We start from the raw sequence: 26,178 nt of genomic DNA on the forward strand, positions 1-26,178 counted from the left end.
TCAACTCATGAGTGTTCGGTATTCAATGTAAATCGGGCTGAGGATTGATTGTTTTTCAACAACACTGCAGAAATAATCGTAAACAGCAGCACCGTCCCTCCCATCAATAGATAGGTATCAGCAAAACCAATTTTTTCATACAAATAGCCGCTTAAAGGCGAAAGCAGTACCGTACCAATATAGTTAACGCTCTGGTAGCCTAATAAATACATTGTGCCGTTTACTTTTTTATCAAAATTTAGCTCCAGGTATTTAAATATCGACACCAGCAAGAATGACATTTCAATTCCCCAGGAGAGTTTAATAATGCCAATCGCCAGTGCACTCGTGACCAACCCGGAACCGATAAAGCGTGCCGCCACCACAAAACCGGTAATCAGCATCCCGGCCTTCGGCCCCAGTCGGTTGACAATCCCCGGCGCAATCATCATAAACAGGAATTCGCAGCCAAGGCTCGCCGCCCCCAGATAGCCATACATCTGGTGCCCGGCCTCTTTGCTGGGAAAAAAGGTAATGAAGAAACGCGGATACTGCTGCTCAGCGACGAACAGCACCCATACTACGCCGCAGACATAGAGGACAAACGCCCAGAATTTACGCTGTTGAAACAGTGCAGTAATGTCTTTTAACGTGGTTTTTTCTTTGGCGATAATACGGCTTTTCACTTCATCGCTGACCTCAATCTTCAAGGTCATGACGATAACCAGAATCATCAGCGCACCAACGGAACTGATACCGAAGTTAATCATCGGGTTAATGTTGAAAATGTAGCCCGTACTTGCCGCCGAGAAAACGGAGCCGATCGCCCCCCACATCCGGATCTGCCCGAATTCAAGGTCAAAAAGACGCCCAAAACGATCAAGATAGGATTCTGCCGCAGCACAGCCTGCATAATATCCCATGCTCAAAAATACCGCGCCCGCTACGATACCGAGATACAGGACATGCTGTAACAGTGGTTTGTAGATATAAAAGAAGAACGGAAATACGGTAATCGAAATCAGAGAGATAAAGAACAATAAATCTTTGCGTAGCCCGAGCCTGTCAATTAAAAAGCCATATACTGGTTTAATCAACACGGCACAAAAACCGTTAACCGCAAAAACAATACCAATCGCGACACCATCTAAACCTATTTTTTCTGACAACCAGAATGAATAGGTATCCAGCGTGGCTTTCCATGAAAAGAAGTACACTAATATAAACAGGCTCAGCGTAATATAAATTTTCCGCCTTGCTTTTACTGCACCGTCGCACGTATTCATACACCCCCCTATTTTGGAGTGCCAACAGTATTCGGGAGACTTGTTCTAAAACGGCATTGAGATCACAAAAAAAATCATTCTGCGCAAATCGATGCGTTAATTGACGTAGGAAACGGTGAAAGTTTTGGAATTATGATGCAAATTTTTCTTTTCTGATGCGGGGCAATTTATCCCGGCAGCACGGCGCTGCCGGGACAATGTGGGAAAAGGGTTACTCTTCCCCTTTCTTATTGCTCAGGCCATATTCCCGCAATTTGTTCGCAATCGCCGTGTGCGATACGCCCAGCCGTTTGGCCAGCTTACGGGTGCTCGGATAGCTGCGGTAAAGCTGGGTCAGCACCGAGCGTTCAAAACGACGGGTAATATCGTCCAGCGAGCCTTCCATCGCCTCTTCGCCGACCGCGGCGCTTGAAACATCATGATCCGGCAACAGCACGTCCTGCGGACGCAGCTCGTAACCTTCTAACTGGGTCAACGCGCGGTAGACCGCGTTTTTCAACTGACGAACGTTTCCCGGCCAGCCGTAGCGGGTGAGCACGGTGTTAAGGTCAGTAGACAGCTTCGGCCGCGAAATCCCTTGTTCATCGGCAAAGCGCGCAACGAACAGTTCGGTCAGCGGCATGATGTCCTGCGGGCGATCGCGCAGCGGCGGCAGGTTCAGCGTCAGGACGTTAAGGCGATAGTAGAGATCCTCGCGGAACAGCCCTTTCTGCACCAGCTCCACCAGATTTTTCTGCGTCGCGCAGATAACGCGCACGTCAACGTGCACTTCGTGATCTTCGCCAACGCGGCGGAAAGTGCCGTCGTTAAGGAAGCGCAGCAGTTTGGTCTGCATACGCGGCGACATTTCACCAATTTCATCCAGCAGCACCGACCCGCCGTTAGCCTGTTCGAAGAAGCCCTTCTTACCGTCGGCGGCGTCGCCAAACAGCTCGCTCTCCACAGCATCTTCCGGAATGGAGCCGCAGTTCAGCGCCAGATACGGCTTCGCCGCACGCGGGCTCGCCAGATGGCAGGCATGCGCCAGCAGATCCTTACCGGTGCCCGTTTCGCCGACGATCAGCAGCGGCGCGGTCAGCAGCGCCAGCTTGCGCGCCTGCTCCACCACCTGACGCATGCGCGGGCTCACGGCGACAATCTGGCTGAACGCGCTGACATCCTGCGTGGTCATGGTTTGCAGCTGACGCCCCATGCGCAGCGTGGAGCGGAGCATCACTACCGCACCGGCCAGAATACGCGCGTCATTCTCACCGTTGAGATAGACCGGCGTGGCCTCCAGCAGGAAGTTTTGCCCGTGGATCACCACATGTTCAGCATGTGACTCCACCGTATCGCTCTCCAGCCAGCGCTGGAAGTTGAAGCCGCTTATCAGTTGCGCCACGTTATGGTTGCGCATGCGCTCCTGGCTAAGACCAAACAACTGGCAGCTTGCCGGGTTAGCGCGTTCAATTTTGCTGCGCGTATCCAAAGAGAGCACCGGCTCCGGCATCGCTTCCAGCAGCGCGCTCAGCGCCAGATGTTCGCGCTCGGAGGGCATCCACGGTACGGTGCGGACGTCGGTGACGCCAGCAATACGGCGGATCTCCGCCATCAGGCTGCTGAAGCTGGCGAAATCCAGCTCCGCGAAATTCAGGTAGATTCGGCCAACAGGGTCGATATCGATACCGCGCAGGTCAATGCCGCGCAGCACCAATAAATCGAGCAGTTCACGTGTCAGACCGAGACGGTCTTCACAAAAGACTTCAAGACGCATGGGAGTGTTCACCCTTAAGAGCCAAAGACGCATGAATAATAAGACAGTTCTCGGCTGGCGGGAAGATAACTGTCAACAATTATTGACAGTATGGCGGGAAAATGGCCGTTGTGCCGTAAAGTTATGCGTTCAATTAATAAACCGCTCTTAACGGCCCCTCGTCCCTTTGGGGAGAGGGGACCATTGTGCCAGGGAGTTAAAGCGTTACCCCATCCGGTGTTCGCCGCGTTCCAGCGCAGTACGGTCAAAAAAGCGCTGAATCACCCCTCCGGCCATAAACGCCGCGCGGTCGGACATGTGTGCAATCACATCCGCATCGTGGCTGACCAGCAGATAGGTCATGCTGTGCTCCAGCTTCAGGCGATTGAGCAAATTGAGGATCTCTGCCTGCACCGACATATCCAGCGCCGACGTAGGTTCGTCCAGCAACAAAATTTTGGGCCGCAGCAGCAGCGCGCGGGCAATCGCGACGCGCTGTCGCTGGCCGCCGGAGAGCTGATGCGGGTAGCGGCTGGCGGCATCAGCGGGCAGTCCCACCTGTTCCAGTGCGGTACGCACGCGCATGTCGATCTCCGCCTCGCCGTGAATGCGCAGCGGTTCTGCCAGCGTACGCCACAGCGTATGGTTCGGGTGCAAAGACGCATACGGGTCCTGGAAAACCATCTGTACGTTGCGGCGTCGTTCACCCTGGAAACGTGCTCCCGGCGCAATGCGCTGACCAAACAGCGCGACGTTGCCGCGCCACTCGCGCTGTAGTCCGGCAATGACGCGCAAAATCGTCGATTTACCGCAGCCCGACTCACCAATCAGGCTAAAGGTCTCTCCCGCATCGACGTGAAAACTGGCGGCAGATACCGCGGTTTTGTCACCGAAGGTCACCTGCAGCGCCTCAAGATTAACGATCGTCATGCGCCGCCTCCTCAAAATTCTGCGTGCGGTCCAGCGTCGGCAGCATCTGCCCGTAAGTTTGCGCATTCGGGCGGCAGGTCCACAGCGTGCGGGTATAAGGATGCGTCGCCTGTGGCAGCTCACGGGCCGCCATCTCATCAACACCGTTGCCCTGATACATCACCAGCACGCGATGACAGTGCTGGGCCACCAGCGGCAAATCGTGGCTAATCAGCAGCATCGCCATATGCCGCTGCTCGCACTGGGTCACCAGCAGCTCCAGGATCTGGTTACGCAGCCGCGCGTCCAGCGCCGAGGTCGGCTCATCGGCAATCAGGACCTGCGGGTCGTTGATCAGCGCAATCGCGATCATCACCCGTTGGCCCATGCCGCCGGACAGCTCGCCCGGATAGCGGCTCAGTACCCGTACGTCCAGTCCCATCGCCAGCACCGCGGCTTCAATTTTCTCCTGTCGTTCACGGCGGCTCAGTCTCTGATGCAGCGTTAACGCTTCTTCCAACTGCGCATAAACCGTTTTCACCGGATTCAGCGCATAGCGAGGGTCTTGCAACACCATCGCGATATCGTTACCGCGCAGCGCTTGCCAGCCTTTAGCATTCAGTGACAGCACATCGCGCCCAAGTACGTTGAGGCGCTTAGCGCTTACGATGCCGGGTTTGCGCACCAGCCCCATCAGCGCACGTGCGGTCATCGATTTACCGGAGCCGGATTCCCCCACCAGCGCCAGCCGCTCGTTGCCGAGGGTGAAGCGCATCTGGTTGACGACGCGTGCGCCGGGATAATCAATATTCAGCCCTTCTACGGAGAGTCGTGGCTCAGTCATGTTGCGGCTCCAGTACGTCTCGTAAACCATCACCCAGCAGGTTAAACGCCAGGCTGGCGATCAGAATCGCGGCCCCCGGCGCGGCGGCTATCCACCACTGGTCAAATATCACCTGCATGCCATCGGCAATCATCGCGCCCCACTCCGCCATCGGCGGACGCGCGCCCAGACCGAGGAAACCTAACCCAGCGGCGGCCAGAATGATCCCCGCCAGATCCAGCGCCAGCCGCACGATCGCCGACGGCAGACACAGCGGCAGAATATGGCCCACCAGCAACCGCAGACCGCGAATGCCCATCATCTCAGCGGCGGCCAGATAATCGCTGTGCCGCAGACGCTGAATCTCACTGCGCGCCTGACGCGCGTAGGCGGGCCAGGTGGTGAGCGCCAGCGCCAGCGCGCCGTTGACGAGCCCTGGCCCAAGCATTGCCACGAAGGCAAAGGCCAGAATCAATCGCGGCATCGACATCACCACGTCGGTAAAGTGCATCAGAATGCGCTCCAGCCAGCCGCCGTAATAGCCAGAGAGAATCCCCATCAGCAGCCCCACCGGCAGCGTAATCACCGTGACCAGCGCCACCAGCCCCAGCGCCGGGCGGGTACCGTAAATCAGCCTTGAGAGCAGGTCGCGTCCGTAGCTGTCGGTGCCCAGCCAATGCTGGGATGAAGGCATTTGCAGGCGCAGCGCGGCATCCTGCCAGTTCGGATCGATAGGCGCGAGCCACGGCGCGAAAAGCGCTACCAGCAGCAGTAAAGCGATAACGATCAGCCCGCAGAATGCCGCAGGTGAACGCAACAGACGGCGTAAAAATAGCGAAGCTGGCATCAGCGAACCCTCGGGTCGGTTAGCCGCACCAGAACATCGGTGAGGTTATTAATCAACACAAAACAAACGCCGATCAGCAGCGTTCCTCCCATAATCGCCGCCGTATCGCCCGCAAACAGCGCCGTCGTCAGATAGCGGCCAATGCCCGGCCAGGAGAACACCGTTTCGGTCAGCACGGCGCCTTCCAGCATCGAGGTATAGGCCAGCGCAATCACCGTCAGCAGCGTACCGCGAATGTTCGGCAGCACGTGGCGAAGCAGAATGCTCATCTCGCCCGCACCTTTTGCGCGCGCCAGCAGAATGTACTCTTTGTTCATCTCGCTCAGGCAGGCGGAACGCGTGAGGCGCGTGATGCTCGCGAGCGAATAGTAGGCCAGCAGCAAAACGGGCAGCACCAGGTGGCTGAAGGCATTGCGAAATGCGTCTTTGTCGCCGGAAAGCCAGGTATCAATCAGCGCGAAGCCGGTTTTCGCTTCGATAGTGAACTGGTAGATATCGTCCAGACGACCGGGGCCGGAGCTCCACTGCAGCTTCGCGTAGAACAGCGCCAGCATCAGCAGCCCAAGCCAGAAAATCGGCACCGAGTTGCCCAGCAGCGTCAGCGTACGCACGGCTAAATCCCACGGAGAACCGGCATAGCGGGCGCAGAGCACGCCGGCAATTACGCCAAAGAACGCGCCGATAATCAGCGCCAGCGTCGCCAGTTCCAGCGTTGCCGGAAACGCCGCCAGCAAATCGTGCAGTACCGGCTGACCGGTGGCGCTGGCGGTACCGAGATCGCCGTGGGCCAGATTAACAAGATAGTGCCAGAACTGTACGGGCAGTGAGCGGTCAAGGCCAAGCTGGTGACGCACCTGATCGTAAGTCGATTGGCTGGCGTGATCGCCAACAATTTGCAGCACCCGGTCAACGGGAGAGAGCGCAGAGAGCGCGAAAGTGACCAGCAGTAGCCCCAGCAGGGTAAGCGCCAGCGTGAGCAGACCTTGCAATAGCGCCGACAGAAAACGCCGGGTGCGTTGCGCGGTGGGATTCGGTAAAGCGGCGGGCATGTGAATTCCGTATATCAACGAGAAAAAACGACAATGGCCCGAACGGTTTACGCCGCCGGGCCATGTTTATCAGACGGTCTATTTCGTCACGCGGTCGTACCAAACCATATCGGCGTTAAGCCCCTGCTGATAGCCTTTCACGTTATCGCGAACCACAATCTGGGTTTTGCCCTGGTCGATAAACACGTACGGCGAGTTACGTTGCAGTTCTTCCTGCATTTTTTTGTACAGGTCGAGGCGCTTTGCCGCATCCGGCTCGGCCACCGCCGCCAGCGTCGCTTTGTTCAGCTCAGGGATTTTCCAACTGTTCAGCCCGGCCACGGTGCTGGACTTACCGTCGTTATAGGCGAAGGCGCTGGCGTTAGAGTGGGCATCGAAGTAATCCGGGATCCACAGGCGAATCGCCGCCTGATGCTGTTTCGCCCGCACCCGAGCGTAAACCTGGCTGCCGGCGGCAGGCAGCAGATCGACCTTCACCCCACCCTGCGCAAAGCTCGCCTGCATAGACTGCGCGATGGTGATAAACGGCGGTTTATTTTCCACATCAAGGGTAAAGTGCGCATCTTTAATGCCCGCTTTAGCCAGAATCTCTTTCGCTTTCGCCGGGTCAAATTTGAACGGCGTGTTATCCAGCGCGCCCGGGAAACCGACCGGCAGGAAGCTCTGATGCACGAAGTACTGGCCTTTCAGCAAATCTTTAGTGATGCCGTTATAGTCCACCAGCCAGCGGGACGCTTCCCAGAAAGCCGGGTTGGCCAGCAGCGGGTTAGCGCTGTTGCCGGTGTTGAACACCAGGTAATTTTGTTCAGCGGAAGGAATACTCAGCACCTGCAGGCCCGGCTTGCCCTGCAGAGCGTCAATCTGGTCAGCGCCCAGATCGCGCGCCACGTCGGCGTCGCCCTGCTGAATCAGCAGACGACGGGAAGCCGGGTCAGGCACGTTTTTGATGATCACGCTTTTCAGCTTCGGCGCGCCGGTTGGCGACGTTGCGTTGGCTTCAAGGACGATCGCCTGATGCGGTTGATAGACGCGCATTTTGAACGCGCCGCTGCCCGCCGAGTGCATTTTCAGCCACTCGTTGCCGAAGTCGCCGCCTTTCACGTTGGCGGCTACCAGCTTCTCATCCACAATCGAGGCAATGGGCGTGGACAGAATATTCAGCGCCACCGCCGGGCTGACGTCGGCGGTCCAGCTGAGCTGCAGGGTATGGTCATCCACTTTTTTCAGATGGCTGGCGATGTTGTCCGGCTGCCAGCCGAGGACGTTGAGAATAAATGCCGGTGATTTGTTCAGCGTCACGGCACGGATGTAAGAGAAAATTACATCTTCGGGACGTAGCGGGTTGCCGGAGGCAAATTTCGCGTCGTTTTTCAGCTTGATGGTCAGCGTTTTCGCCGCCGCATCGGCCTGCCAGCTTTCCGCCAGAATCGGCGTGATTTTTGCCGGATCGTTGCGGTCTGGCTGCACCAGCCGCTGGTACAGGCTCGGCACCGTCTGGATACTGGAAAGCTCGTTGGCTTCCGCCGGGTCGAGACTGACAATATCATCCAGCCCCTGAGCCACCACCAGCGTATTCGGCGGCGTGGCGGCATAAGCGGAGGCTGACAGCGCGGTCAGCACAAATAACGGCAGCAGTTTTCTGGTCATCGGACTTCCTGAGAGTGATCATGCAGTTGACGGTATCCGCTAAGTTAGCCCCGCATGTCACTTTCAGTAAAGTTAAGTATAAATATACTCTATGCCATTTTGTTATAAGGTTATTTATCTTCGCTTATTGCTCGGGCGTCGCCGCGTTTTTCCCCTTCTGCAGCGTGGTCTTCAACTGCCCCACCAGCTCGCGGCGGAAATCGCCAAGACGCGGTTTGTCGTTATCGATCCACGGCAGCGGACGGCAAAGTTCCATCGCCTTGATACCTAAGCGTGCGGTCAACAGCCCGGCGCCGATGCCCTGCGCCGCTCGGGTGGACAGACGCGCCGCCAGATCCTGCGACATCCAGTCCATACCAATCTCACGCACCAGTTCGCTGGCGCCAGCAAAGGCGATGTTAATCAGCACCAGGCGGAACAGGCGCAGGCGGCTGTAGTAGCCCAGCTCAATGCCGTACAGATTAGCGATGCGGTTGATCAGGCGCAGGTTGCGCCAGGCGATAAAGCCCATATCCACCAGCGCCAGCGGGCTGACGGCGATCATCAGCGTCGATTCCGCCGCCGAGCGGCTGATTTCACGACGTGCCTGAGCATCCAGCACCGGCTGCACCAGATGCGCGTAGAGGCTCACCACCTCGCGATCGCTCTGGGTTTCGTGGATCGCCGCGTACCAGCGTTGAAGCGCCGGATGCGACTGATCCAGCCCGGCCTGACGCGCCAGCCCTTCGCAGAACGCGCGCGCCTTCCCCACGCCGTGGCTGTGCATCAAGGTCCGCGCTTCATCGCGCTCCTGTGCGCGCTGGCGTAACCGCCACAGCCTGCGCCATTCCGTCGCGACCGAACCCACGCCTGCGCCGACAATAAGCGCACCGGCGACGCAGCCGCCCAGCGCGGCCCAGTCCTGAGTTTGCCAGGCGTTGACCGTCCACTGCACGCCCTGCGCCACGACGCTGGCGCCAAACAGCGTCAACCCGGCGGTGACCATTTTACGCCACAGGCTACGTTTTGGCCGCAGCGCCGCTTCCACGGTGGCTTCGGCCTGCCCTTCCTGCTCGCCGTCGGCATCGAGCGCGACGGGAGCAAATTTATCCGCCGCATCCCCCTCAAACGCCTGTGCGGTTTTAAACTGTTCCGGCTTCACTTCGTCGAGCGGCCCGTCAAAATCGATTCGCGGTTTAAATGAGTCGGTCATCGCAGCTTATCTCCAATTAAAAACTCCAGCGCGGCGTCCAGGCGGATATGCGGCAGCGGCTGGTCAACGTCCATCGTCTGCGGGCGGAAAGCCTCAAACTGGAAGCCCTGTTTATCCCAGAACGCCTGCCCCGGCAGACGCGCTGGCACCTCGCCGGGGTAAACGGTCAGCGGCTGTCCGTCGCTCAGCCGGTGCCCACGCAGCGCGGGGATCTTCTCGCCGTTCACCTCAATCAGCCCGCTTTGCGTTGCCTGTACCGACGCCAGCCCCAGACAGTCCATGGTGATGCCTTCAAAGGCGGCGTTCTGCCAGGCGTCCTGAATCAGCTGTTGCAGCAGCGACACCATATTGCCGTGCTGGTCCACGGTGACGTGATCCGCCTTGGTGGCGGCAAACAGCAGCTTATCAATGACCGGCGAAAACAGGCGGCGGAACAGCGTGCGCTGACCGTAGTGGAAACTGTGCATCAGCTGCGTTAGCGCCAGGCGCATATCGTTAAACGCCTGCGGCCCGCTGTTCAGCGGCTGCAGGCAGTCCACCAGCACAATCTGGCGGTCAAAGCGCAGGAAATGATCTTTATAGAAGCCTTTTACGACCTTTTCGCAATAGTAGTTAAAGCGTTCGCGCAGCATCCCGGCGTTGCTGTGTTTATCGGCTTGCGCCAGTTTTGCCTCTCCCACGCCGTCAACGTCCGGCCACGGGAAAAATTGCAGCGCGGGCGCGCCGGCCATATCGCCGGGCAGCACGAACCGTCCAGGCTGGATGAAGTGCAGACCTTGCTGCTTACATTGATGCAGATAATCGGTCCAGGCCTGGGCGATTTCCGCCAGCCGGTTTTCATCGGCCGGAGCCAGCGGATCCAGCCCGGCGCACAGCTGACGCCATTTGGCCGACCACTCACCGCGCTGACCATTCAGCAGACCGGTCATCTGCCGCGACCAGGTCAGGTAGTCCTGATTGAGCATCGGCAGGTCAAGCAGCCACTCGCCGGGATAATCGACAATCTCCAGGTATAGCGTGGAAGTTTCTTTAAAGTGGCGCAGCAGCGAGTCATGCGATTTGTAGCGCAGCGCCAGGCGAATTTCGCTCACGCCACGCGTCGGTGTTGGCCACGACGGCGGCTGTCCGTACAGCTGAGCCAGCCCTTCATCGTAGGTAAAACGGGGAATGCCGAGGTCGCGCTGAGGAATACGTTTCACCCCCAGCAGGCGTTCTTCGCGCACCGCGCTTAACAGCGGCAGCCGCGCGCCGGTATGTACGTTCAGCAGTTGATTCACCAGGCCGGTGATAAAAGCGGTCTTGCCGCTACGGCTCAGGCCGGTAACGGCAAGGCGAAGATGCCGGTCAACGCCACGGTTGACCAGCGCATTGAATTCATTTTTGAGTCGCTTCATTGCTTATCAGACACTCCTGTCAACGCCGATAGCGCTATTTTGCCATGGGGAAATAGCGTTTGGCGAGGCGCGACAGCAGCGGTTCCAGTGCCACCGCCAGAAACATCTTCAGCGGACGGCGGGCAACGGACTTCACCGCCCACCCGGCAACGCCTGCCGGGCCATAGCGCAGTGCGGTCAGCAGGGCAAGCTTGCCGACGATTTTCAAACCGGGCTTCACCTTCTGGCCTGCCCGCTGCCATTTATTGCTCATTATTCACCTCTGTATCAGAGCTGACGGAAACGGCTGCGCAACGTAAAGGTATCGGACGTCACATAGCGTTCCATCTCGCGTAACCGCTGTTCACCGGCGGCTAATTCAGCATCCACCGCATCCAACAAATCGCGGCTGGAGGGCTGATGCGGGTTGTTCATCACCCCTTCCGGCATCGGGTCGAGGGCGAAGGTTAAAATGACATAGGCGACAACGACAAAGAAAAAGAGTCCAAATAGCATCGCCAGCACGGTAATAATACGAATCAGCTTCACCGGCACGTCGAGGTACTCGGCAATACCGGCGCAGACCCCTTTCACCATGCCCCGCTGCGGGATTCGCCACAGTTTTTTGTTAAAATCCAGCGCCATTATTTGTCCCTCCAGTTTGGATGTTCAGCATCCAGAATGGCTTCCAGCGCCTGAATACGCTCGCGCATCCGCTTTGCGTCATCGGTTAACTGCATCAGCCGCTGCTGCTCGCCCTGGGACAACTCGCCAGAGCGGGAGCGATTGCTGTAGTGCAGCCACAGCCAAATCGGCAATACAAACAGGACAAATAACGTCAGGGGAATGCCGAGGAAAAGCGCGCTCATAGAAACTCCTTATATAGTATGAGCAGCGGCACGGTCAGTGCCGCCGGGATCATTATTGGGTGTCCTGCTTCATTTTGGCTTTCAGCGCGGCCAACTGCTCGCTGATTTCATCATCGGCCTTCAGTTCGGCGAACTGCTGATCCAGCGACGGTTGTTTGCCAAAACGATGACTTTCCGCTTCGGCTTCCATATGGTCGATACGGCGTTCAAAGGATTCAAAGCGAGCCATCGCTTCATCCAGTTTACCGCTGTCCAACTGACGGCGCACATCGCGGGACGAATTCGCCGCCTGATGACGCAGTGCAAGAGATTGCTGACGGGCGCGAGTTTCGCTGAGCTTATTCTCCAGCTCGCCAATCTCTTTTTTCATCCGCGCCAGGGTTTCATCCACCAGCGTCACTTCATGTTCCAGAGTGGCGATCACGTCGGTCAGCTTCTGCTTTTCGATCAGCGCCGCGCGTGCCAGATCTTCTTTATCTTTACGTAGCGCCAGCTCGGCTTTCTCCTGCCACTCTTCCTGCTGCGCCAGCGCGCGTTCGACGCGGCGAGTCAGATCTTTCTTTTCCGCCAGCGCACGGGCGGAAGTGGAGCGCACTTCCACCAGCGTGTCTTCCATTTCCTGGATCATCAAACGGACCAGCTTCTGCGGATCTTCCGCTTTTTCCAGCAGCGAGTTGATGTTGGCGTTCACGATGTCGGCAAAACGAGAAAAAATACCCATTGTTCAATCCTCATAGTTCTGTGTTTCGGGCTTAGCCCTGCGCAATGACTATTACAACTTCCGTGCCAACTTTTTATCTTATTGATTATAAACGATGTGATTGAATTTTGCGCCGCAAACGCCTACAGTGAAATGGCGAATTACACCAACAAGTGGCGAATTTCATCATGGCAGATTACAAAGATACCCTTCTCGGCGAGGCCAACCGCTTTATCGAGGTGCTGGAGCAGGTTTCCCGGCTGGCACCGCTCAACAAGCCGGTGTTGATTATCGGCGAGCGCGGCACGGGCAAGGAGCTTATCGCCAACCGTCTGCACTACCTCTCCTCCTGCTGGCAAGGGCCGTTTATCTCGCTGAACTGCGCGGCGTTGAACGAAAACCTGCTCGATTCCGAGCTGTTCGGTCATGAAGCGGGCGCCTTTACCGGCGCGCAAAAGCGCCACCCCGGCCGTTTTGAACGCGCCGATGGCGGCACGCTGTTTCTTGATGAGCTGGCCACCGCGCCGATGCTGGTGCAGGAAAAGCTGCTGCGGGTGATTGAATACGGTGAGCTGGAGCGCGTCGGCGGCAGTCAGCCGCTGCAGGTTAACGTCCGCCTGGTGTGCGCCACCAATGCCGATCTGCCTCAGTTAGTGGAAGAAGGCACTTTCCGCGCCGACCTGCTCGACCGTCTGGCCTTTGATGTGGTGCTACTACCGCCGCTGCGCGAACGCCAGAGCGACATCATGTTGATGGCCGAACATTTCGCTATCCAGATGTGTCGCGAGCTGAAGCTACCGCTGTTCCCCGGTTTTACCGACCGCGCCCGCGACACGCTGTTGCACTACCGCTGGCCGGGGAATATTCGCGAGCTGAAAAACGTGGTTGAGCGTTCGGTTTATCGCCACGGTTCCATCGACGAACCGCTGGATGACATTATTATCGATCCGTTCCGCCGCCAGCCGACCATCGCCGACGAACCCGCAACGGAAATCACGGGCCCGGCGTTACCGTTGAACCTGCGTCAGTTCCAGCTTGAACAAGAAAAAGACCTGTTGCAGCAGAGTCTGCAACAGGCCCGGTTTAACCAGAAAAACGCCGCCGAACTGCTGGGGTTAACCTATCACCAACTACGGGCATTGTTGAAAAAGCACGCGCTGTAAACTTGCACGACCGTCTGGTGCTTTCGTCCTGAAAGCACCACTCCTGGCTAATCCATTGTCTGATTTCAGACACACGGTATTCATTAACCTTTCGTGATAACTGCCTTACCATTTTATCCCCGTAAATCGCAAAGAAAGGCAAATGGAGTGAGCGAATTATCAATTCAGGAAACACATGAACAGAGCCTTGAGGTTACACGGCAAGTTCTACAGTCTTTTGGATGGTTCGGAATTTCTGTTGGCGTGCTAAGTGATGCGGAAAAAAGAACGCTGCAAAATGGGATTGAAACGAGCGTACTGAACTGGCCCTGGGCAATGGCGCAATATGCCGGAAGTGCCGATGAGGGGATTTTAGATATCACGTTAAAAGTCTCTGACCACGCCGAACCCGATGGTTTGCATGCTGTAATCATTTGTAGATTTGACCCGCGCCGCGACGAATTTGCTATCTGCATGTTAGAAAACCTCATCAGCAACCAGACGACAGTATTGACGGGCAACGTATTAACTATCGCTCTCGTGTACGCAACAACCTTTTGTGACATGAGAGAGATAGAAGATGTCGGGATTCAAGACCCATCAGATGAAGCAAAACCACGCTACCGCTCATATGGCTTTGCCGAAGACTTCACCCGGTTAAATCGAATGTCCTCCACGGTAGTGGACGTCAAACAGCGAATAAAAAGTAAGATTCAGGCGATGGAGAACACCTTTGATGAATAATCCTGACTCCCGGCACTGTTTGTTATGTAATCAGCATTGGTGTAAAATTATAGGCAGCGGCCACGTGCCAGCGAGGAGGCGATATGACCAAACAACATAAGAAAATCGATAAAAACAAAGCGATGACCGCCGCCAAAAAATCGCTGGATTTCTGGACGGCAATTGATGGTAGCAAACTTGCTACACTCGGCCATCGCGAAAAAGAGATGGATATTATCGGGCCGACAAAGAAAGTTAAATTCGTAAATTACGGATAACGCGCTCGTTTTTTAAAAACAATTAAGGCTCCATCTGGAGCCTTAATTGTTTTTAAAATCAGTGACAGAAAGTCGAAGCATCAGTTTTTAAGGCGACGCGGCAGCATCAGCGCGCTAACCGCAATGGCCCCCAGACACAACATGCAGTTAAACCACAGCGCGTATTGTGCCGCCTTTGCCATGCCGTAGGGTAAAAATAGCGCGTAGAGTGACGCCGTCATCGCCAGGCCAAACGCGCCGCCCAGCGAGCTGCCCATTTTGTAAATCCCGGAGGCGACGCCCACCTTATTTTCCGGCGCGCTGGTGACGGCGGTGTCGGTGGAGGGCGTGGCGTAGCACCCCAACCCCAGGCCAAACAGAACGTTGCTGAAAAAGACGGTGACGATATAGGTCCAGGTGTCGAGGAAGGTACAGGAGATCAGGAAAATCCCCACCATCGCGATCGCCGGGCCGCCCATCATTGGCAACCTTGCCCCGTAGCGTTGCAGCAGTTTTTCCCCCACCCGAATCATCAGCAGCACGGTCACCAGATAGCCGAGCGTCATCATGCCCGTCTGGAACGGACTCAGGTGCCGCCCCTGCTGGAGCCAGATGCTGGTGATCATCATCGTGCCAATCGCGCCGTTCAACATCAGGTTCGACAGCACCGCCGCACTATAAGCGCGATTTTTAAACAGCGCGAAATCAATCAGCGCCGCCTCTTTTTTACGCATTCCGCTGCGCACAAAAAAGATCATCGCCACAATGGCGCCTGTCAGCATCGTCAGCGACAGGCCGCTGGTCCATCCCCAGTGGTGACCTTTGGAGATAAACAGATTGAACAGTACCAGCGCCGCCACGAGGCTCAACAGCCCGCTGAGATCCATTTTATGCTGCACGGCGGTGGCGCTGCGGCTCTCCGGCGTGCCGCGAATCAGCAAAAATGCCGCCAACGCCGCCGCGATGGAAAAGACGAAGATCCAGCGCCAGCCCAGGCCAGTGGCGATCGCGCCGCCAACGAACGAGCACAGACCGCTGCCGCCCCACGAACCGATCACCCAGAAGCTGATCGCCCGCTGCCGCGCGCGCCCCTCGTACCACGTTTTAATCAGCGCCAGCGTCGCCGGCATGATGCAGGCGGCAGACAATCCCTGAATTATCCGCCCGGTCAGGAACAACAGCGGCCCCTGAGACACCACCAGCAGCGCGCTACCGACCATGCTTAACGCCAGGCCAATCAGCGTTAAACGTACCCGGCCAAATTTGTCGGCCAGCCCGCCGCTGGCAACCACAAAGCAGCCGCTGAAGAGTGCGCTGAGGCTCACCGCGAGGGTGAGCGTCTCCAGCGAAATATCGATACTGTTTTTCACTACCGGAACCACGTTAATCACCGACTGGGCAAACAGCCAGAAGGTCAACACGCTTAACACAATCCCCGTCAGCAGCCGGTCGGTGCCGACATACTGCGTTTCACTCAACGTCACGGTACTCATGGCTCGCCCTCATGTTGCGCGCGTCACTTATCCACGCAGATAGTGTTCCGTCAGGCCGCACCACAGCGCCGCCCCCGTCAGCAGGATGTTGTCGTTAAAGTCATAACCCGGGTTGTGAACCATGCAGCGGTCCGGCTCATCGCCTGCCCCAATGGTGAAATAAGCGCCGTTAGGGTTCTGCTCGAGCATAAACGCGAAGTCTTCACTGCCCATAAACGGATTCACCGTGCCAATAGACTCCGCGCCGAACAGCGACGTCGCAACATCGCGCACCATCTGGTTTGCCTGAGGATCGTTTTTGAGTACCGGGCTGCCGTTGACGTGGGTGAGCGTGGCGGTGGCGTTGAAGCTTTCCGCCTGCGCCACGGCGATGTCGTGAATGCGTTGCAGCACGGTTTTGCGGACCTGCTCGTTCAGCGTACGCACCGTCAACTTCATCAGCACCTTGTCGTTGATGATGTTTGGTGCGTGGCCCGCCTGAATGCTGCCAACCGTCACCACCACCGGGTCGAACGGGCTGATGTTGCGTGAGACGATGGTTTGCAGCGCCAGGGTGATGTGGCAGGCAACCACGGTGGCATCGACGGTATGCTCCGGTACCGCGCCATGGCCGCCCACGCCCTGCACCTCAATATGCAACGTGTCCGATGAGGCCATCATCGCGCCATCACGCAGGCCAATTTTGCCCAGCTTCTGCCCCGGCATATTGTGTAAACCAAAAATGTGGTCGCAGGGGAATTTGTTAAACAGCCCGTCTTCCAGCATCACCCGCCCACCGTACAGCAGCTCTTCCGCCGGCTGGAATATCAGGTGCAGCGTACCGTTAAACTGACGGGTACGCGCCAGGTACTCCGCGGCATATAGCAGCGTGGTGGTGTGACCGTCGTGTCCGCAGCCGTGGAAACAGCCATCCGTTTCGCTGGCCCACGCTTTGCCGCTGCGTTCCTGCATCGGCAGCGCATCCATGTCGGCGCGCAGCCCCAGCGTTTTGTCGCCGTTACCCACTTTAAGCGTCCCCACCACGCCGGTGCCCGCCAGCCCATAGTCCACTTCATAGCCCCAGCTGCTTAACAGCTTCGCCACTTCGGCGCTGGTTTTGTGCTCCTGAAAACCAATCTCCGGCTGCTGATGGAAACGGTGGCGTAACGCGATAAATTCGGCTTCCTGACTCTGCAATGCCTCAACGATAGGATGTGTCATTTTTGTTATCCCTTTATTGCTCCACAGTGATAACGTCGAGTTTATGACGGCAAAGCGACCACAAAAGGCGCTTTTTTGTTTTATATTGACGAAAAATGTAATGACTATTTTTCATACGGTTTAGTTATGACAAAAAAGAGACCGTTATTTTTTGTCTTCGCTGGAGGGCGGAATGGTAGCGCAGCAAATCAGTGATTTTTCCGTGATGGTGCAGGACATCCGTCAGCAGACGCACGACGAACAGCAGGTGTTAACGCTGATTTGGCTGCTTCAAGGCGAGGTGGTGCTGGAGAGTACCGGCGACATACGTACGCTGCAAACCGGTGCGCTGGCCATCGTCAATCCCAACCAGCGCTGGCGTATGCGCAGCGGGCAGGACAATGCGGTCATGACGTTGACGATAGCCAGCAGTTGGCTGACACGCCTCGACGCGCATTTTTTTGCCTTTGATTATCAAGTACCACACTCCACGATGGAGCACGAGGGGCGGCTGCGCAGCCTGATGCGTCAGCTACTGGTCACCCATCTGATCAACCATGAAAACCCCTCCCGACTGGAGGCCAACCGTTGGCTTAGCGAAATTGCGCTGCTGTTGGCTACCCATTTTCAACAACCACGCAAAACGGGCGCGCCGCGCAACAACGAATCAACCTGGAGCCACCGCATCCGCCAGGTGGTAACACGGATTGAATCACAGTACAGCCAGCGCCTATCGCTTGCTGAAATCGCCCGCGCCGAGCGCGTCTCGGAAGCCTGGCTTTCACGCCTGTTTCACAAAGAGGTCGGCGTCAGCTTTATGCAGTACATCACCGCGCTGCGTCTGGAAAAAGCCGGCGAACAGCTGCTGACAAGCACACTCCCCGTGCAGCGCATCGCCCAGCAGCAGGGGTTTGCCAGCGCACGAATGATGAGCGATCTGTTTAAGCGCCGCCACGGCATGACGCCGCGCCAGTATCGTCAGCGGTCGACCACCGTGGTCCGTAACCGCACGCGCGAAAATCCGCCTGACCGCGTGCAACCGGTGGCTGCCGAGACGCTCTATGCCCTGCTCAACCATACCGACAAGCAGGCCTGGGAAAGCCCGCCGCCGCTCCAGCCGCCCCTCCAGGCGCGAGAGATTGCCCTGGACGCGCTCTTATTGCGCCACGTGCCGTTGCGTCCTACCCAGATCATTATTACGCTGCGCGAACTTGACGATCTGCTGCGTGAAGATGTCCGTCAGTCGCTGGTCACGCTCCATACACAGATCCCCATTCACGGCATTGATATCCATGAACCCTTTCTGAGCAGCCGTTTGTTCAGTGAAGGCTGGGACGACCCACAAATGGTCGGCTACGCCTGCTGGTACCATTTGCAGCAGGTCTTTACTTTCCTGGCCCGGATGGGCTGGCAGGTTCTGCTCCACACCAGCCTGACGACGCGCCCCGATCTGCTGCGCCAGTTTTTACGTCTCGCCGCGCAGCACTTCCCGTCGTCAACGCTGGCGAGCTGGCAGTTCGTCTGGCACTGGTCGCCGCAGGCGAGCGCCGAGGTCTGGGCGCAGCAAAAAGCGGCTATCCGTCAATGGTCGCCGGACTCGCAGCTGGGCATCTGCCACCGCTTTACCGTCACCGATGACGATACCGTCGACGACGCGATCCTCACCTCTCCTCTGCTGAAAGAGGCCGACTTTCTCGCCTGTTCGGCCAATGCCAACGAACGCTTCCACCAGCAGCCATTCGAACGCACTCGGCTAGCCGCCGCGGAAAACTACCCGGTCCATAAGGTGCGCCAGATTCAGCTCGCCCTGCGCCAGCATCAGCTCGCATTGCCGCTCTGGTTGCTGTCGTGGAATACGCTAACCGGCTCAACCCGGCGAACCAATGGTGAATTCTTCCGCGGCGCGCTGCTGATGAATAACCTGCTGGGGCTGGCCGATCGGGTGCATTTTACCGGCTTCTGGCTCAACTCCAGCCAACAGGGTGAGGCACGAAGCAATGGCACCTTCGATACTTCCAGCCTGGCGCTCTTCTACCATCACGGATTGCCCCGCCCCATCTATTGGGTGCTGTGGCTGTGGCGACGTTTACAGGGCGACGTGTTGGTCAACGACAAAAACGTGCTATTGCTGCACCAGCGCGGGCGCTATCAGCTGCTGCTACGCAACCCGGTGGTGTTTAATCCGTGGCTATCCAGCGAAGAGGCCTTTATCCAGCGGTTTCGTCAGCAATACCCGGTGCAGCTTCAGGGGCTGAGCGGTAAGTGGAAAATCAAACGCCACTTGTTCGATCAGCACCATGGCGCGCTTTTCCCGCGGCTGGAGGCGATAGAAAGCAGCAGCGGCCCGGACGAGGAGAGCTGGACATGGCTGGCGCACACAACCCGGCCCGCGCTCAGCGTGCGCGAGGAAACGCTGGAAGAGCGCTGGCAGGTGGTTGAGGCGCTGGAGAGCAATGCGCTGGTGTTATACGAGTTAACCCCACTGATTTGATGACTTTTAAAGCAGTTGCACGCAGACATTTGTACCTGGTAGCCGTAAGTGCGATACACTTTGCAGATCAATCGAAAAAACAATGAAACTATGCGCCTGAATTTGTCACCTTTCCTGGCAGCGTTGGGGTTAATCTGCAGCCAGGCGATGGCCGCGCCGCAGCCGCTCGCCCCACCCCATGCCGACATTCGCGACAGCGGCTTTGTCTACTGCGTCAGCGGACAGGTCAACACGTTTAACCCGCAAAAAGCCGGTAGCGGGCTGATTGTCGACACCCTCGCCGCCCAGCTCTACGACCGTCTGCTGGACGTCGACCCGTACACCTATCGTCTGGTGCCCGAGCTGGCGGAAAGCTGGGAAGTTCTGGATAACGGCGCAACCTACCGTTTCCACCTGCGCCCTAACGTACAGTTTCAAACCACCCGCTGGTTTAAGCCGTCGCGCGCGCTGAACGCCGACGACGTGGTGTTTACCTTCGAGCGCATCTTCGATCGCCAGCATCCGTGGCATAACGTCAACGGCGGCGCGTTCCCCTATTTTGACAGCCTGCAGTTTGCCGACAGCGTGAAGAGCGTGCGCAAACTTGATAGCCACACGGTAGAGTTTCGCCTCAATCGTCCCGATGCCTCATTCCTCTGGCATCTGGCGACCCACTACGCGTCGGTGATGTCGGCGGAATACGCCAATCAGCTCACGAAACAGGACCGTCAGGAACAGCTCGACCGCCAGCCGGTAGGGACCGGGCCGTTCCAGCTCGACGAGTACCGCGCCGGGCAGTACATTCGCTTGCAGCGCCACTCCGCCTTCTGGCGCGGCACGCCGCTGATGCCGCAGGTGGTGGTCGATTTGGGTTCCGGGGGCACCGGAAGGCTGTCCAAGCTGCTGACCGGTGAATGCGACGTGCTGGCCTGGCCTGCCGCCAGCCAGCTCACTATTTTGCGCGACGACCCGCGCCTGCGCCTGACGCTGCGCCCGGGGATGAATATCGCCTACCTGGCCTTCAACACCGACAAACCGCCGCTAAATAATCCAGAAGTGCGTCACGCGCTGTCGCTGGCGATTAATAATCAGCGTTTGATGCAGTCCATTTATTACGGCACCGCAGAAACCGCGGCCTCAATTTTGCCTCGCGCTTCCTGGGCTTACGATAACGAAGCTAAAATTACCGAATACAACCCGAAAGAGGCGCGTCGACGTCTACAGGCACTGGGGCTGGATAAGCTGACGCTGCGCCTGTGGGTGCCGACCAGCTCTCAGGCGTGGAACCCGAGCCCGCTGAAAACCGCCGAGCTCATTCAGGCGGACATGGCGCAGATTGGGGTGAAGGTGATCATCGTGCCGGTAGAGGGCCGCTTCCAGGAAGCACGGCTGATGGACATGAACCATGACCTGACGCTCTCCGGCTGGGCCACGGACAGTAACGATCCGGACAGCTTCTTCCGTCCGCTGCTGAGCTGCGCGGCCATTACCTCGCAGACCAACTTCGCCCATTGGTGTAACCGCGAGTTTGATAATGTGCTGCGCAAAGCGCTGGACTCGCAGCAACTGGCCTCGCGCATTGACGCCTACGACGAAGCGCAGCAAATTCTGGCCCGCGAGCTGCCGGTGCTGCCGCTGGCGTCTTCGTTACGCCTGCAGGCCTATCGTTACGATATTAAAGGGCTGGTGCTGAGTCCGTTTGGCAATACCTCATTCGCTGGCGTGTCGCGGGAAAAAGAAGAGAAGGTGCAAAAACCATGATTATTTTCACCCTTCGTCGCCTGTTATTGCTGCTGGTTACCCTCTTTTTCCTGACCTTCGTCGGCTTCAGCCTGAGCTATTTTACGCCGCACGCGCCGTTGCAGGGCGCGTCGCTGTGGAACGCCTGGGCCTTCTGGTTTGACGGCGTCATGCACTGGGATTTCGGGGTGTCGAGCATTAACGGCCAGCCGATTTCCGAACAGCTGCGCGAAGTGTTCCCGGCCACCATGGAGCTGTGCATTCTGGCGTTTGGCTTTGCGCTGCTGATAGGCATTCCCGTTGGCATGCTGGCGGGCATCACCCGCAATAAATGGCAGGACAAGGTGATCAGCTTCTTCGCCCTGCTCGGCTTCTCGATTCCGATTTTCTGGCTGGCGCTGCTGCTGACCCTCTTCTTCTCCCTGACGCTCGGCTGGCTGCCGGTTTCCGGGCGTTTCGATCTGCTGTATGAGGTGAAAAGCGTCACCGGCTTCGCGCTGATTGATGCCTGGCTCTCCGACTCGCCGTGGCGGCATGAAATGATTATGAGCGCTGTGCGCCATATGGTGCTGCCGGTACTGACGCTGGCCGTAGCGCCCACCACTGAGGTGGTGCGCCTGATGCGTATCAGCACCATTGCGGTCTACGACACCAACTACGTGAAAGCAGCGGCCACGCGCGGCGTTTCGCGTCTGACCATTCTGCGTCGCCATGTGCTGCACAACGCGCTGCCGCCGGTGATCCCACGTCTGGGCCTACAGTTCTCCACAATGCTGACCCTGGCGATGATCACCGAAATGGTCTTTAGCTGGCCGGGACTGGGGCGCTGGATGATTAACGCCATTCGCCAGCAGGACTATGCGGCAATCTCTGCCGGAGTGATGGTGATTGGCGCGCTGGTGATCATTGTGAACGTGATATCCGATATTTTGGGTGCTATGGCTAACCCGTTGAAACATAAGGAATGGTATGCCTTACGATAGCGTCTACCTCGAGAAACGCCCGCCGGGTGCGCTGCGCACCGTGTGGCGCAAATTCTATGGCGACACCACGGCGATGATCGGCCTGTACGGTTGCGCCGGGCTGGCGGTCGTGTGCATTCTGGGCGGCTGGTTTGCGCCGTACGGTATCGACCAGCAGTTCCTCGGCTATCAGCTTCTGCCGCCATCATGGTCGCGCTATGGCGAAGTCTCTTTCTTCCTCGGTACCGACGATCTGGGCCGTGATGTGCTGAGCCGTCTGCTTAGCGGCGCCGCGCCCACCGTCGGCGGCGCGTTTGTTGTCACACTCGCCGCCACCGCCTTCGGGCTGGTGCTGGGCGCATTTGCGGGTTCAACCCGTGGCCTGCGTTCGGCGGTGCTGAACCATATTCTCGACACTTTACTGTCGATTCCATCGCTGCTGCTGGCGATTATCGTCGTCGCCTTTGCCGGGCCGCATCTCAGCCATGCGATGTTTGCCGTCTGGCTGGCCCTGCTGCCGCGCATGGTGCGTTCCATCTACAGCATGGTACACGACGAACTGGAACGCGATTACGTGATTGCCGCCCGCCTCGACGGGGCAACTACGCTGAATATTCTGTGGTTTGCCATTCTGCCGAACATTGCCGCCGGGCTGGTCACCGAAATTACCCGCGCGCTGTCGATGGCGATCCTTGATATCGCCGCGCTGGGCTTCCTCGATCTTGGCGCGCAACTGCCGTCGCCGGAATGGGGCGCTATGCTCGGCGATGCGCTGGAGCTTATCTACGTGGCGCCGTGGACGGTGATGCTGCCGGGCGCGGCGATTATGATCAGCGTACTGCTGGTCAACCTGCTGGGCGACGGTATTCGCCGCGCCATTAACGCGGGGGTGGAGTAATGCCGTTACTTGATATTCGCAACTTAACCATCGAATTTAACACCAACGAAGGCTGGGTGAAGGCGGTTGATCGCGTCAGCATGACGCTGGCCGAAGGCGAAATTCGCGGCCTGGTGGGGGAATCCGGTTCAGGCAAGAGCCTTATCGCCAAAGCCATTTGCGGCGTCACCAAAGATAACTGGCGCGTTACCGCCGACCGCATGCGTTTTGACGATATCGACCTGCTGCGCCTGTCCAACCGCGAGCGGCGAAAACTGGTCGGCCACAACGTCTCCATGATTTTCCAGGAGCCGCAGTCCTGTCTGGATCCCTCTGAACGCGTGGGCCTGCAGCTGATGCAGAACATCCCCGGCTGGACCTTCAAAGGCCACTGGTGGCAGCGTTTTGGCTGGCGCAAACGCCGCGCGATCGAACTGCTGCACCGCGTCGGCATTAAAGATCACAAAGACGCGATGCGCAGCTTCCCGTATGAGCTAACGGAAGGCGAATGCCAGAAGGTCATGATTGCCATCGCGCTGGCTAACCAGCCGCGCCTGCTGATTGCCGATGAGCCGACCAACGCCATGGAACCGACCACCCAGGCGCAGATCTTCCGTCTGTTAACCGGCCTCAACCAGAATAACAACACCACCATCCTGCTGATTTCTCACGATTTGCAGATGCTGACCCACTGGGCGGATAAGATCAACGTGATGTACTGCGGGCAAACGGTAGAGACCGCGCCAAGCGAAGAGCTGGTGACCACCCCGCACCACCCGTATACCCAGGCGCTGATCCGCGCGATTCCGGACTTTGGTCGCTCAATGCCGCATAAAAGTCGCCTGAATACCCTTTCCGGTGCGATTCCGCTGCTGGAACAGCTGCCGATGGGCTGCCGTCTGGGGCCGCGCTGCCCGTACGCGCAGCGCAAATGTATTGAAACCCCGCGTCTGACGGGAGCGAAGAACCACCTGTTCGCCTGTCATTTCCCGCTGAATATGGAGAAAGAGTGACATGGTCGAAACGCTGCTTGAAGTTCGCAACCTGAGCAAAACCTTCCGCTACCGTACCGGCTGGTTCCATCGCCAGACGCTACAGGCGGTGAAGCCGCTGAGCTTTACCCTGCGCGAGAAGCAAACGCTGGCAATCATCGGCGAGAACGGTTCTGGCAAGTCGACGCTGGCGAAAATGCTGGCCGGCATGGTGGAGCCCACCACCGGCGAGCTGCTGATTGACGATCATCCGCTGGAGTTCGGCGACTACTCATTCCGCAGCCAGCGCATTCGCATGATTTTCCAGGATCCGAGCACCTCGCTGAACCCACGTCAGCGTATTTCGCAGATTCTCGATTTCCCGCTGCGTCTGAACACCGACCTTGAACCCGAGGCGCGACGTCAGCAGATTATCGATACCTTGCGCCTGGTCGGCCTGCTGCCGGACCACGTCAGCTACTATCCGCACATGCTGGCACCGGGGCAGAAACAGCGTCTGGGTCTGGCGCGCGCGCTGATTTTGCGCCCGAAGGTGATCATCTGCGACGAAGCGTTGGCCTCGCTCGATATGTCAATGCGTTCGCAGTTGGTAAACCTGATGCTCGAACTGCAGGAAAAACAGGGTATCTCGTACATCTATGTGACCCAGCATCTGGGCATGATGAAGCACATCAGCGACCAGGTGCTGGTGATGCACCAGGGGGAAGTGGTCGAGCGCGGCAGCACCGCCGACGTGCTGGCCTCCCCGCTGCACGATTTAACCAAACGGCTGATTGCCGGTCACTTTGGCGAGGCGCTGACCGCCGATGCCTGGCGTAAAGACCGCTAATCGCCGCTACCACCATCAAGAGAAGGATGATTACGCTATGGGTTTTCTTTCCGGCAAACGTATCCTGATTACCGGCGTCGCCAGCAAACTGTCCATCGCCTACGGCATTGCCCAAGCGATGCACCGTGAAGGGGCCGAACTGGCGTTCACGTATCAGAACGACAAACTGAAAGGCCGCGTTGAAGATTTCGCCGCCTCGCTGGACTCCGACATTGTGCTGCCGTGCGACGTGGCAGAAGACGCGAGCATTGAAGCGCTGTTCAGCGAGCTGGTAAAAGCATGGCCAACGTTCGATGGTTTCGTTCACTCGATTGGCTTTGCTCCGGCCGATCAGCTCGACGGCGACTACGTCAACGCCGTCACCCGTGAAGGCTTTAAAATCGCCCACGACATCAGTTCATACAGCTTTGTGGCGATGGCGAAAGCCTGCCGTGGAATGCTGACTCCAGGCGCTGCCCTGCTGACGCTCTCTTACCTCGGCGCAGAGCGCGCCATCCCCAACTACAACGTGATGGGCCTGGCGAAAGCGTCGCTGGAAGCTAACGTCCGCTATATGGCTAACGCCATGGGGCCGGAAGGCGTTCGCGTAAACGCCATCTCAGCGGGCCCGATTCGTACCCTGGCCGCCTCCGGCATCAAGGATTTCCGAAAAATGCTCGCCCATTGCGAAGCGGTCACGCCGATTCGCCGCACCGTGACCATTGAAGATGTCGGTAACTCCGCAGCCTTCCTGTGCTCAAATCTCGCCGCCGGTATCTCGGGTGAAGTGCTGCACGTTGACGGTGGCTTCAACATTGCGGCAATGAACGAGCTGGATCTGTAACCCCAACTGTAGGCCTGATAAGCGCAGCGCCATCAGGCAAATCGGCGCAAATTGACGCATATTGCCGGATGGCGGCGTAAACGCCTTATCCGGCCTACAGCCCCCTCCCGCCTTTGTTATTCTTCAAATCTGGCCGCCGGTATCTCGGGTGAAGTGCTGCACGTTGACGGTGGCTTCAACATTGCGGCCATGAACGAGCTGGATCTGTAGCCCGACTGTAAGCCTGATAAGCGCAGCGCCATCAGGCAAATTGGCGCAATTTGACGCATATTGCCGGATGGCGGC

The 26,178-nt window shown here is 57.8% G+C and carries 25 protein-coding genes and 1 pseudogene; 11 read left to right on the forward strand and 15 right to left on the reverse strand.

The features are described 5' to 3' along the window. Positions 1-5 precede the first annotated feature (5 nt). From ABTW00_RS13085 to pspA, 13 genes are all read right to left on the reverse strand, one after another. Positions 6-1,265, reverse strand: a complete 1,260-nt coding sequence (locus ABTW00_RS13085) for an oligosaccharide MFS transporter (RefSeq protein ID WP_433635959.1) — start codon at positions 1,263-1,265, stop codon at positions 6-8. Between the two features lie 211 nt (positions 1,266-1,476). Further along, positions 1,477-3,018, reverse strand: coding sequence for a transcriptional regulator TyrR (gene tyrR, locus ABTW00_RS13090; RefSeq protein ID WP_433635960.1), 1,542 nt, complete (start codon positions 3,016-3,018; stop codon positions 1,477-1,479). Between the two features lie 204 nt (positions 3,019-3,222). After that, on the reverse strand, positions 3,223-3,927 hold the full coding sequence (locus tag ABTW00_RS13095) for an ABC transporter ATP-binding protein (protein ID WP_433635962.1): 705 nt from the start codon (positions 3,925-3,927) through the stop codon (positions 3,223-3,225). Continuing rightward, entirely contained in the window at positions 3,914-4,750 is an 837-nt protein-coding gene (locus ABTW00_RS13100; RefSeq protein WP_433635965.1) for an ABC transporter ATP-binding protein, read from the reverse strand. Before ABTW00_RS13100 ends, ABTW00_RS13095 begins: the two co-directional genes overlap by 14 nt. Further along, a complete protein-coding gene (locus tag ABTW00_RS13105) occupies positions 4,743-5,576 on the reverse strand; it encodes an ABC transporter permease (RefSeq protein WP_433635966.1) in 834 nt (277 codons plus the stop codon). The genes ABTW00_RS13100 and ABTW00_RS13105 overlap by 8 nt, the downstream gene beginning before the upstream one ends. Next, complete coding sequence (locus ABTW00_RS13110) at positions 5,576-6,625, reverse strand: ABC transporter permease (protein ID WP_065357517.1); 1,050 nt, start codon at positions 6,623-6,625, stop codon at positions 5,576-5,578. Before ABTW00_RS13110 ends, ABTW00_RS13105 begins: the two co-directional genes overlap by 1 nt. A 78-nt stretch (positions 6,626-6,703) precedes the next feature. Then, positions 6,704-8,272, reverse strand: a complete 1,569-nt coding sequence (locus ABTW00_RS13115) for an ABC transporter substrate-binding protein (RefSeq protein ID WP_433635969.1) — start codon at positions 8,270-8,272, stop codon at positions 6,704-6,706. Positions 8,273-8,396: 124 nt separating this feature from the next. Beyond that, a complete protein-coding gene (locus ABTW00_RS13120) occupies positions 8,397-9,464 on the reverse strand; it encodes a TIGR01620 family protein (RefSeq protein WP_433635972.1) in 1,068 nt (355 codons plus the stop codon). Next, positions 9,461-10,858, reverse strand: a complete 1,398-nt coding sequence (locus tag ABTW00_RS13125; RefSeq protein WP_064545935.1) for a YcjX family protein — start codon at positions 10,856-10,858, stop codon at positions 9,461-9,463. The genes ABTW00_RS13120 and ABTW00_RS13125 overlap by 4 nt, the downstream gene beginning before the upstream one ends. Positions 10,859-10,892: 34 nt before the next feature. Further along, positions 10,893-11,111: a phage shock protein PspD gene (gene pspD / locus ABTW00_RS13130; RefSeq protein ID WP_064545936.1), complete on the reverse strand. Its 219-nt coding sequence runs from the start codon at positions 11,109-11,111 to the stop codon at positions 10,893-10,895. Between the two features lie 14 nt (positions 11,112-11,125). Then, positions 11,126-11,485, reverse strand: a complete 360-nt coding sequence (pspC, locus tag ABTW00_RS13135; RefSeq protein WP_163447468.1) for an envelope stress response membrane protein PspC — start codon at positions 11,483-11,485, stop codon at positions 11,126-11,128. Beyond that, positions 11,482-11,706 carry an envelope stress response membrane protein PspB gene (gene pspB / locus ABTW00_RS13140; RefSeq protein ID WP_035894063.1) on the reverse strand — a complete coding sequence of 75 codons (225 nt, stop codon included), beginning with the start codon at positions 11,704-11,706 and terminating at the stop codon, positions 11,482-11,484. Before pspB ends, pspC begins: the two co-directional genes overlap by 4 nt. 52 nt (positions 11,707-11,758) lie before the next feature. After that, on the reverse strand, positions 11,759-12,427 hold the full coding sequence (gene pspA, locus ABTW00_RS13145; RefSeq protein WP_065357512.1) for a phage shock protein PspA: 669 nt from the start codon (positions 12,425-12,427) through the stop codon (positions 11,759-11,761). Between the two features lie 167 nt (positions 12,428-12,594). On the opposite strand from pspA, the gene pspF reads away from it, so the two are divergent. From pspF to ABTW00_RS13160, 3 genes are all read left to right on the forward strand, one after another. Continuing rightward, complete coding sequence (gene pspF / locus ABTW00_RS13150) at positions 12,595-13,569, forward strand: phage shock protein operon transcriptional activator (protein WP_433635975.1); 975 nt, start codon at positions 12,595-12,597, stop codon at positions 13,567-13,569. A 147-nt stretch (positions 13,570-13,716) separates the two neighbouring features. Beyond that, complete coding sequence (locus ABTW00_RS13155) at positions 13,717-14,292, forward strand: hypothetical protein (protein ID WP_065357510.1); 576 nt, start codon at positions 13,717-13,719, stop codon at positions 14,290-14,292. Between the two features lie 83 nt (positions 14,293-14,375). Then, entirely contained in the window at positions 14,376-14,549 is a 174-nt protein-coding gene (locus ABTW00_RS13160) for a hypothetical protein (protein ID WP_164092385.1), read from the forward strand. Positions 14,550-14,629: 80 nt separating this feature from the next. Here the strand turns inward: ABTW00_RS13160 and ABTW00_RS13165 are convergent, their stop codons facing one another. Both ABTW00_RS13165 and ABTW00_RS13170 read right to left on the reverse strand, forming a co-directional pair. Next, positions 14,630-16,021 carry an MFS transporter gene (locus tag ABTW00_RS13165; protein WP_433635977.1) on the reverse strand — a complete coding sequence of 464 codons (1,392 nt, stop codon included), beginning with the start codon at positions 16,019-16,021 and terminating at the stop codon, positions 14,630-14,632. Between the two features lie 27 nt (positions 16,022-16,048). Further along, positions 16,049-17,221 carry a M20 aminoacylase family protein gene (locus ABTW00_RS13170; protein WP_065357508.1) on the reverse strand — a complete coding sequence of 391 codons (1,173 nt, stop codon included), beginning with the start codon at positions 17,219-17,221 and terminating at the stop codon, positions 16,049-16,051. Positions 17,222-17,393: 172 nt separating this feature from the next. Between ABTW00_RS13170 and ABTW00_RS13175 the strand changes: the two genes are divergently transcribed. The 8 genes and pseudogenes from ABTW00_RS13175 to ABTW00_RS13210 form a co-directional block, all read left to right on the forward strand. After that, a complete protein-coding gene (locus ABTW00_RS13175; protein ID WP_433635978.1) occupies positions 17,394-19,691 on the forward strand; it encodes a helix-turn-helix domain-containing protein in 2,298 nt (765 codons plus the stop codon). 90 nt (positions 19,692-19,781) lie between these two features. Beyond that, positions 19,782-21,431 carry an ABC transporter substrate-binding protein SapA gene (gene sapA, locus ABTW00_RS13180; protein ID WP_064545956.1) on the forward strand — a complete coding sequence of 550 codons (1,650 nt, stop codon included), beginning with the start codon at positions 19,782-19,784 and terminating at the stop codon, positions 21,429-21,431. Further along, positions 21,428-22,393, forward strand: coding sequence for a putrescine export ABC transporter permease SapB (sapB, locus tag ABTW00_RS13185; protein WP_064545958.1), 966 nt, complete (start codon positions 21,428-21,430; stop codon positions 22,391-22,393). Before sapA ends, sapB begins: the two co-directional genes overlap by 4 nt. Then, the gene (sapC, locus tag ABTW00_RS13190) at positions 22,380-23,270 is read left to right on the forward strand and encodes a putrescine export ABC transporter permease SapC (RefSeq protein WP_064545959.1); all 891 of its coding nucleotides are present in this window, start codon (positions 22,380-22,382) and stop codon (positions 23,268-23,270) included. The genes sapB and sapC overlap by 14 nt, the downstream gene beginning before the upstream one ends. Beyond that, a complete protein-coding gene (gene sapD, locus ABTW00_RS13195) occupies positions 23,270-24,262 on the forward strand; it encodes a putrescine export ABC transporter ATP-binding protein SapD (protein WP_064545961.1) in 993 nt (330 codons plus the stop codon). Before sapC ends, sapD begins: the two co-directional genes overlap by 1 nt. Before the next feature lies 1 nt (position 24,263). Further along, positions 24,264-25,070 (forward strand): putrescine export ABC transporter ATP-binding protein SapF, encoded by an 807-nt coding sequence (gene sapF, locus ABTW00_RS13200; RefSeq protein WP_064545963.1) that lies wholly within the window; start codon positions 24,264-24,266, stop codon positions 25,068-25,070. A 37-nt stretch (positions 25,071-25,107) separates the two neighbouring features. Further along, the gene (gene fabI / locus ABTW00_RS13205; protein WP_065357943.1) at positions 25,108-25,893 is read left to right on the forward strand and encodes an enoyl-ACP reductase FabI; all 786 of its coding nucleotides are present in this window, start codon (positions 25,108-25,110) and stop codon (positions 25,891-25,893) included. Positions 25,894-26,016: 123 nt separating this feature from the next. Beyond that, positions 26,017-26,103, forward strand: a pseudogene (locus ABTW00_RS13210) (enoyl-[acyl-carrier-protein] reductase FabI); the annotation flags it as partial. Positions 26,104-26,178: the final 75 nt, after the last annotated feature.

This window comes from Kluyvera georgiana, from assembly GCF_050990895.1.
Lineage (GTDB): Bacteria > Pseudomonadota > Gammaproteobacteria > Enterobacterales > Enterobacteriaceae > Kluyvera > Kluyvera georgiana.

Coding starts and splice junctions, on each gene's coding strand:
- sapB (WP_064545958.1), top strand. CDS start 21,428: ATGATTATTTTCACCCTTCGTCGCCTGTTATTGCTGCTGGTTACCCTC.
- fabI (WP_065357943.1), top strand. CDS start 25,108: ATGGGTTTTCTTTCCGGCAAACGTATCCTGATTACCGGCGTCGCCAGC.
- pspD (WP_064545936.1), bottom strand. CDS start 11,111: ATGAGCAATAAATGGCAGCGGGCAGGCCAGAAGGTGAAGCCCGGTTTG.
- ABTW00_RS13170 (WP_065357508.1), bottom strand. CDS start 17,221: ATGACACATCCTATCGTTGAGGCATTGCAGAGTCAGGAAGCCGAATTT.
- pspB (WP_035894063.1), bottom strand. CDS start 11,706: ATGAGCGCGCTTTTCCTCGGCATTCCCCTGACGTTATTTGTCCTGTTT.
- pspF (WP_433635975.1), top strand. CDS start 12,595: ATGGCAGATTACAAAGATACCCTTCTCGGCGAGGCCAACCGCTTTATC.
- tyrR (WP_433635960.1), bottom strand. CDS start 3,018: ATGCGTCTTGAAGTCTTTTGTGAAGACCGTCTCGGTCTGACACGTGAA.
- ABTW00_RS13105 (WP_433635966.1), bottom strand. CDS start 5,576: ATGCCAGCTTCGCTATTTTTACGCCGTCTGTTGCGTTCACCTGCGGCA.
- ABTW00_RS13100 (WP_433635965.1), bottom strand. CDS start 4,750: ATGACTGAGCCACGACTCTCCGTAGAAGGGCTGAATATTGATTATCCC.
- sapC (WP_064545959.1), top strand. CDS start 22,380: ATGCCTTACGATAGCGTCTACCTCGAGAAACGCCCGCCGGGTGCGCTG.
- ABTW00_RS13085 (WP_433635959.1), bottom strand. CDS start 1,265: ATGAATACGTGCGACGGTGCAGTAAAAGCAAGGCGGAAAATTTATATT.
- ABTW00_RS13160 (WP_164092385.1), top strand. CDS start 14,376: ATGACCAAACAACATAAGAAAATCGATAAAAACAAAGCGATGACCGCC.
- ABTW00_RS13120 (WP_433635972.1), bottom strand. CDS start 9,464: ATGACCGACTCATTTAAACCGCGAATCGATTTTGACGGGCCGCTCGAC.
- ABTW00_RS13165 (WP_433635977.1), bottom strand. CDS start 16,021: ATGAGTACCGTGACGTTGAGTGAAACGCAGTATGTCGGCACCGACCGG.
- ABTW00_RS13125 (WP_064545935.1), bottom strand. CDS start 10,858: ATGAAGCGACTCAAAAATGAATTCAATGCGCTGGTCAACCGTGGCGTT.
- pspA (WP_065357512.1), bottom strand. CDS start 12,427: ATGGGTATTTTTTCTCGTTTTGCCGACATCGTGAACGCCAACATCAAC.
- ABTW00_RS13115 (WP_433635969.1), bottom strand. CDS start 8,272: ATGACCAGAAAACTGCTGCCGTTATTTGTGCTGACCGCGCTGTCAGCC.
- sapF (WP_064545963.1), top strand. CDS start 24,264: ATGGTCGAAACGCTGCTTGAAGTTCGCAACCTGAGCAAAACCTTCCGC.
- sapA (WP_064545956.1), top strand. CDS start 19,782: ATGCGCCTGAATTTGTCACCTTTCCTGGCAGCGTTGGGGTTAATCTGC.
- ABTW00_RS13095 (WP_433635962.1), bottom strand. CDS start 3,927: ATGACGATCGTTAATCTTGAGGCGCTGCAGGTGACCTTCGGTGACAAA.
- sapD (WP_064545961.1), top strand. CDS start 23,270: ATGCCGTTACTTGATATTCGCAACTTAACCATCGAATTTAACACCAAC.
- ABTW00_RS13175 (WP_433635978.1), top strand. CDS start 17,394: ATGGTAGCGCAGCAAATCAGTGATTTTTCCGTGATGGTGCAGGACATC.
- ABTW00_RS13110 (WP_065357517.1), bottom strand. CDS start 6,625: ATGCCCGCCGCTTTACCGAATCCCACCGCGCAACGCACCCGGCGTTTT.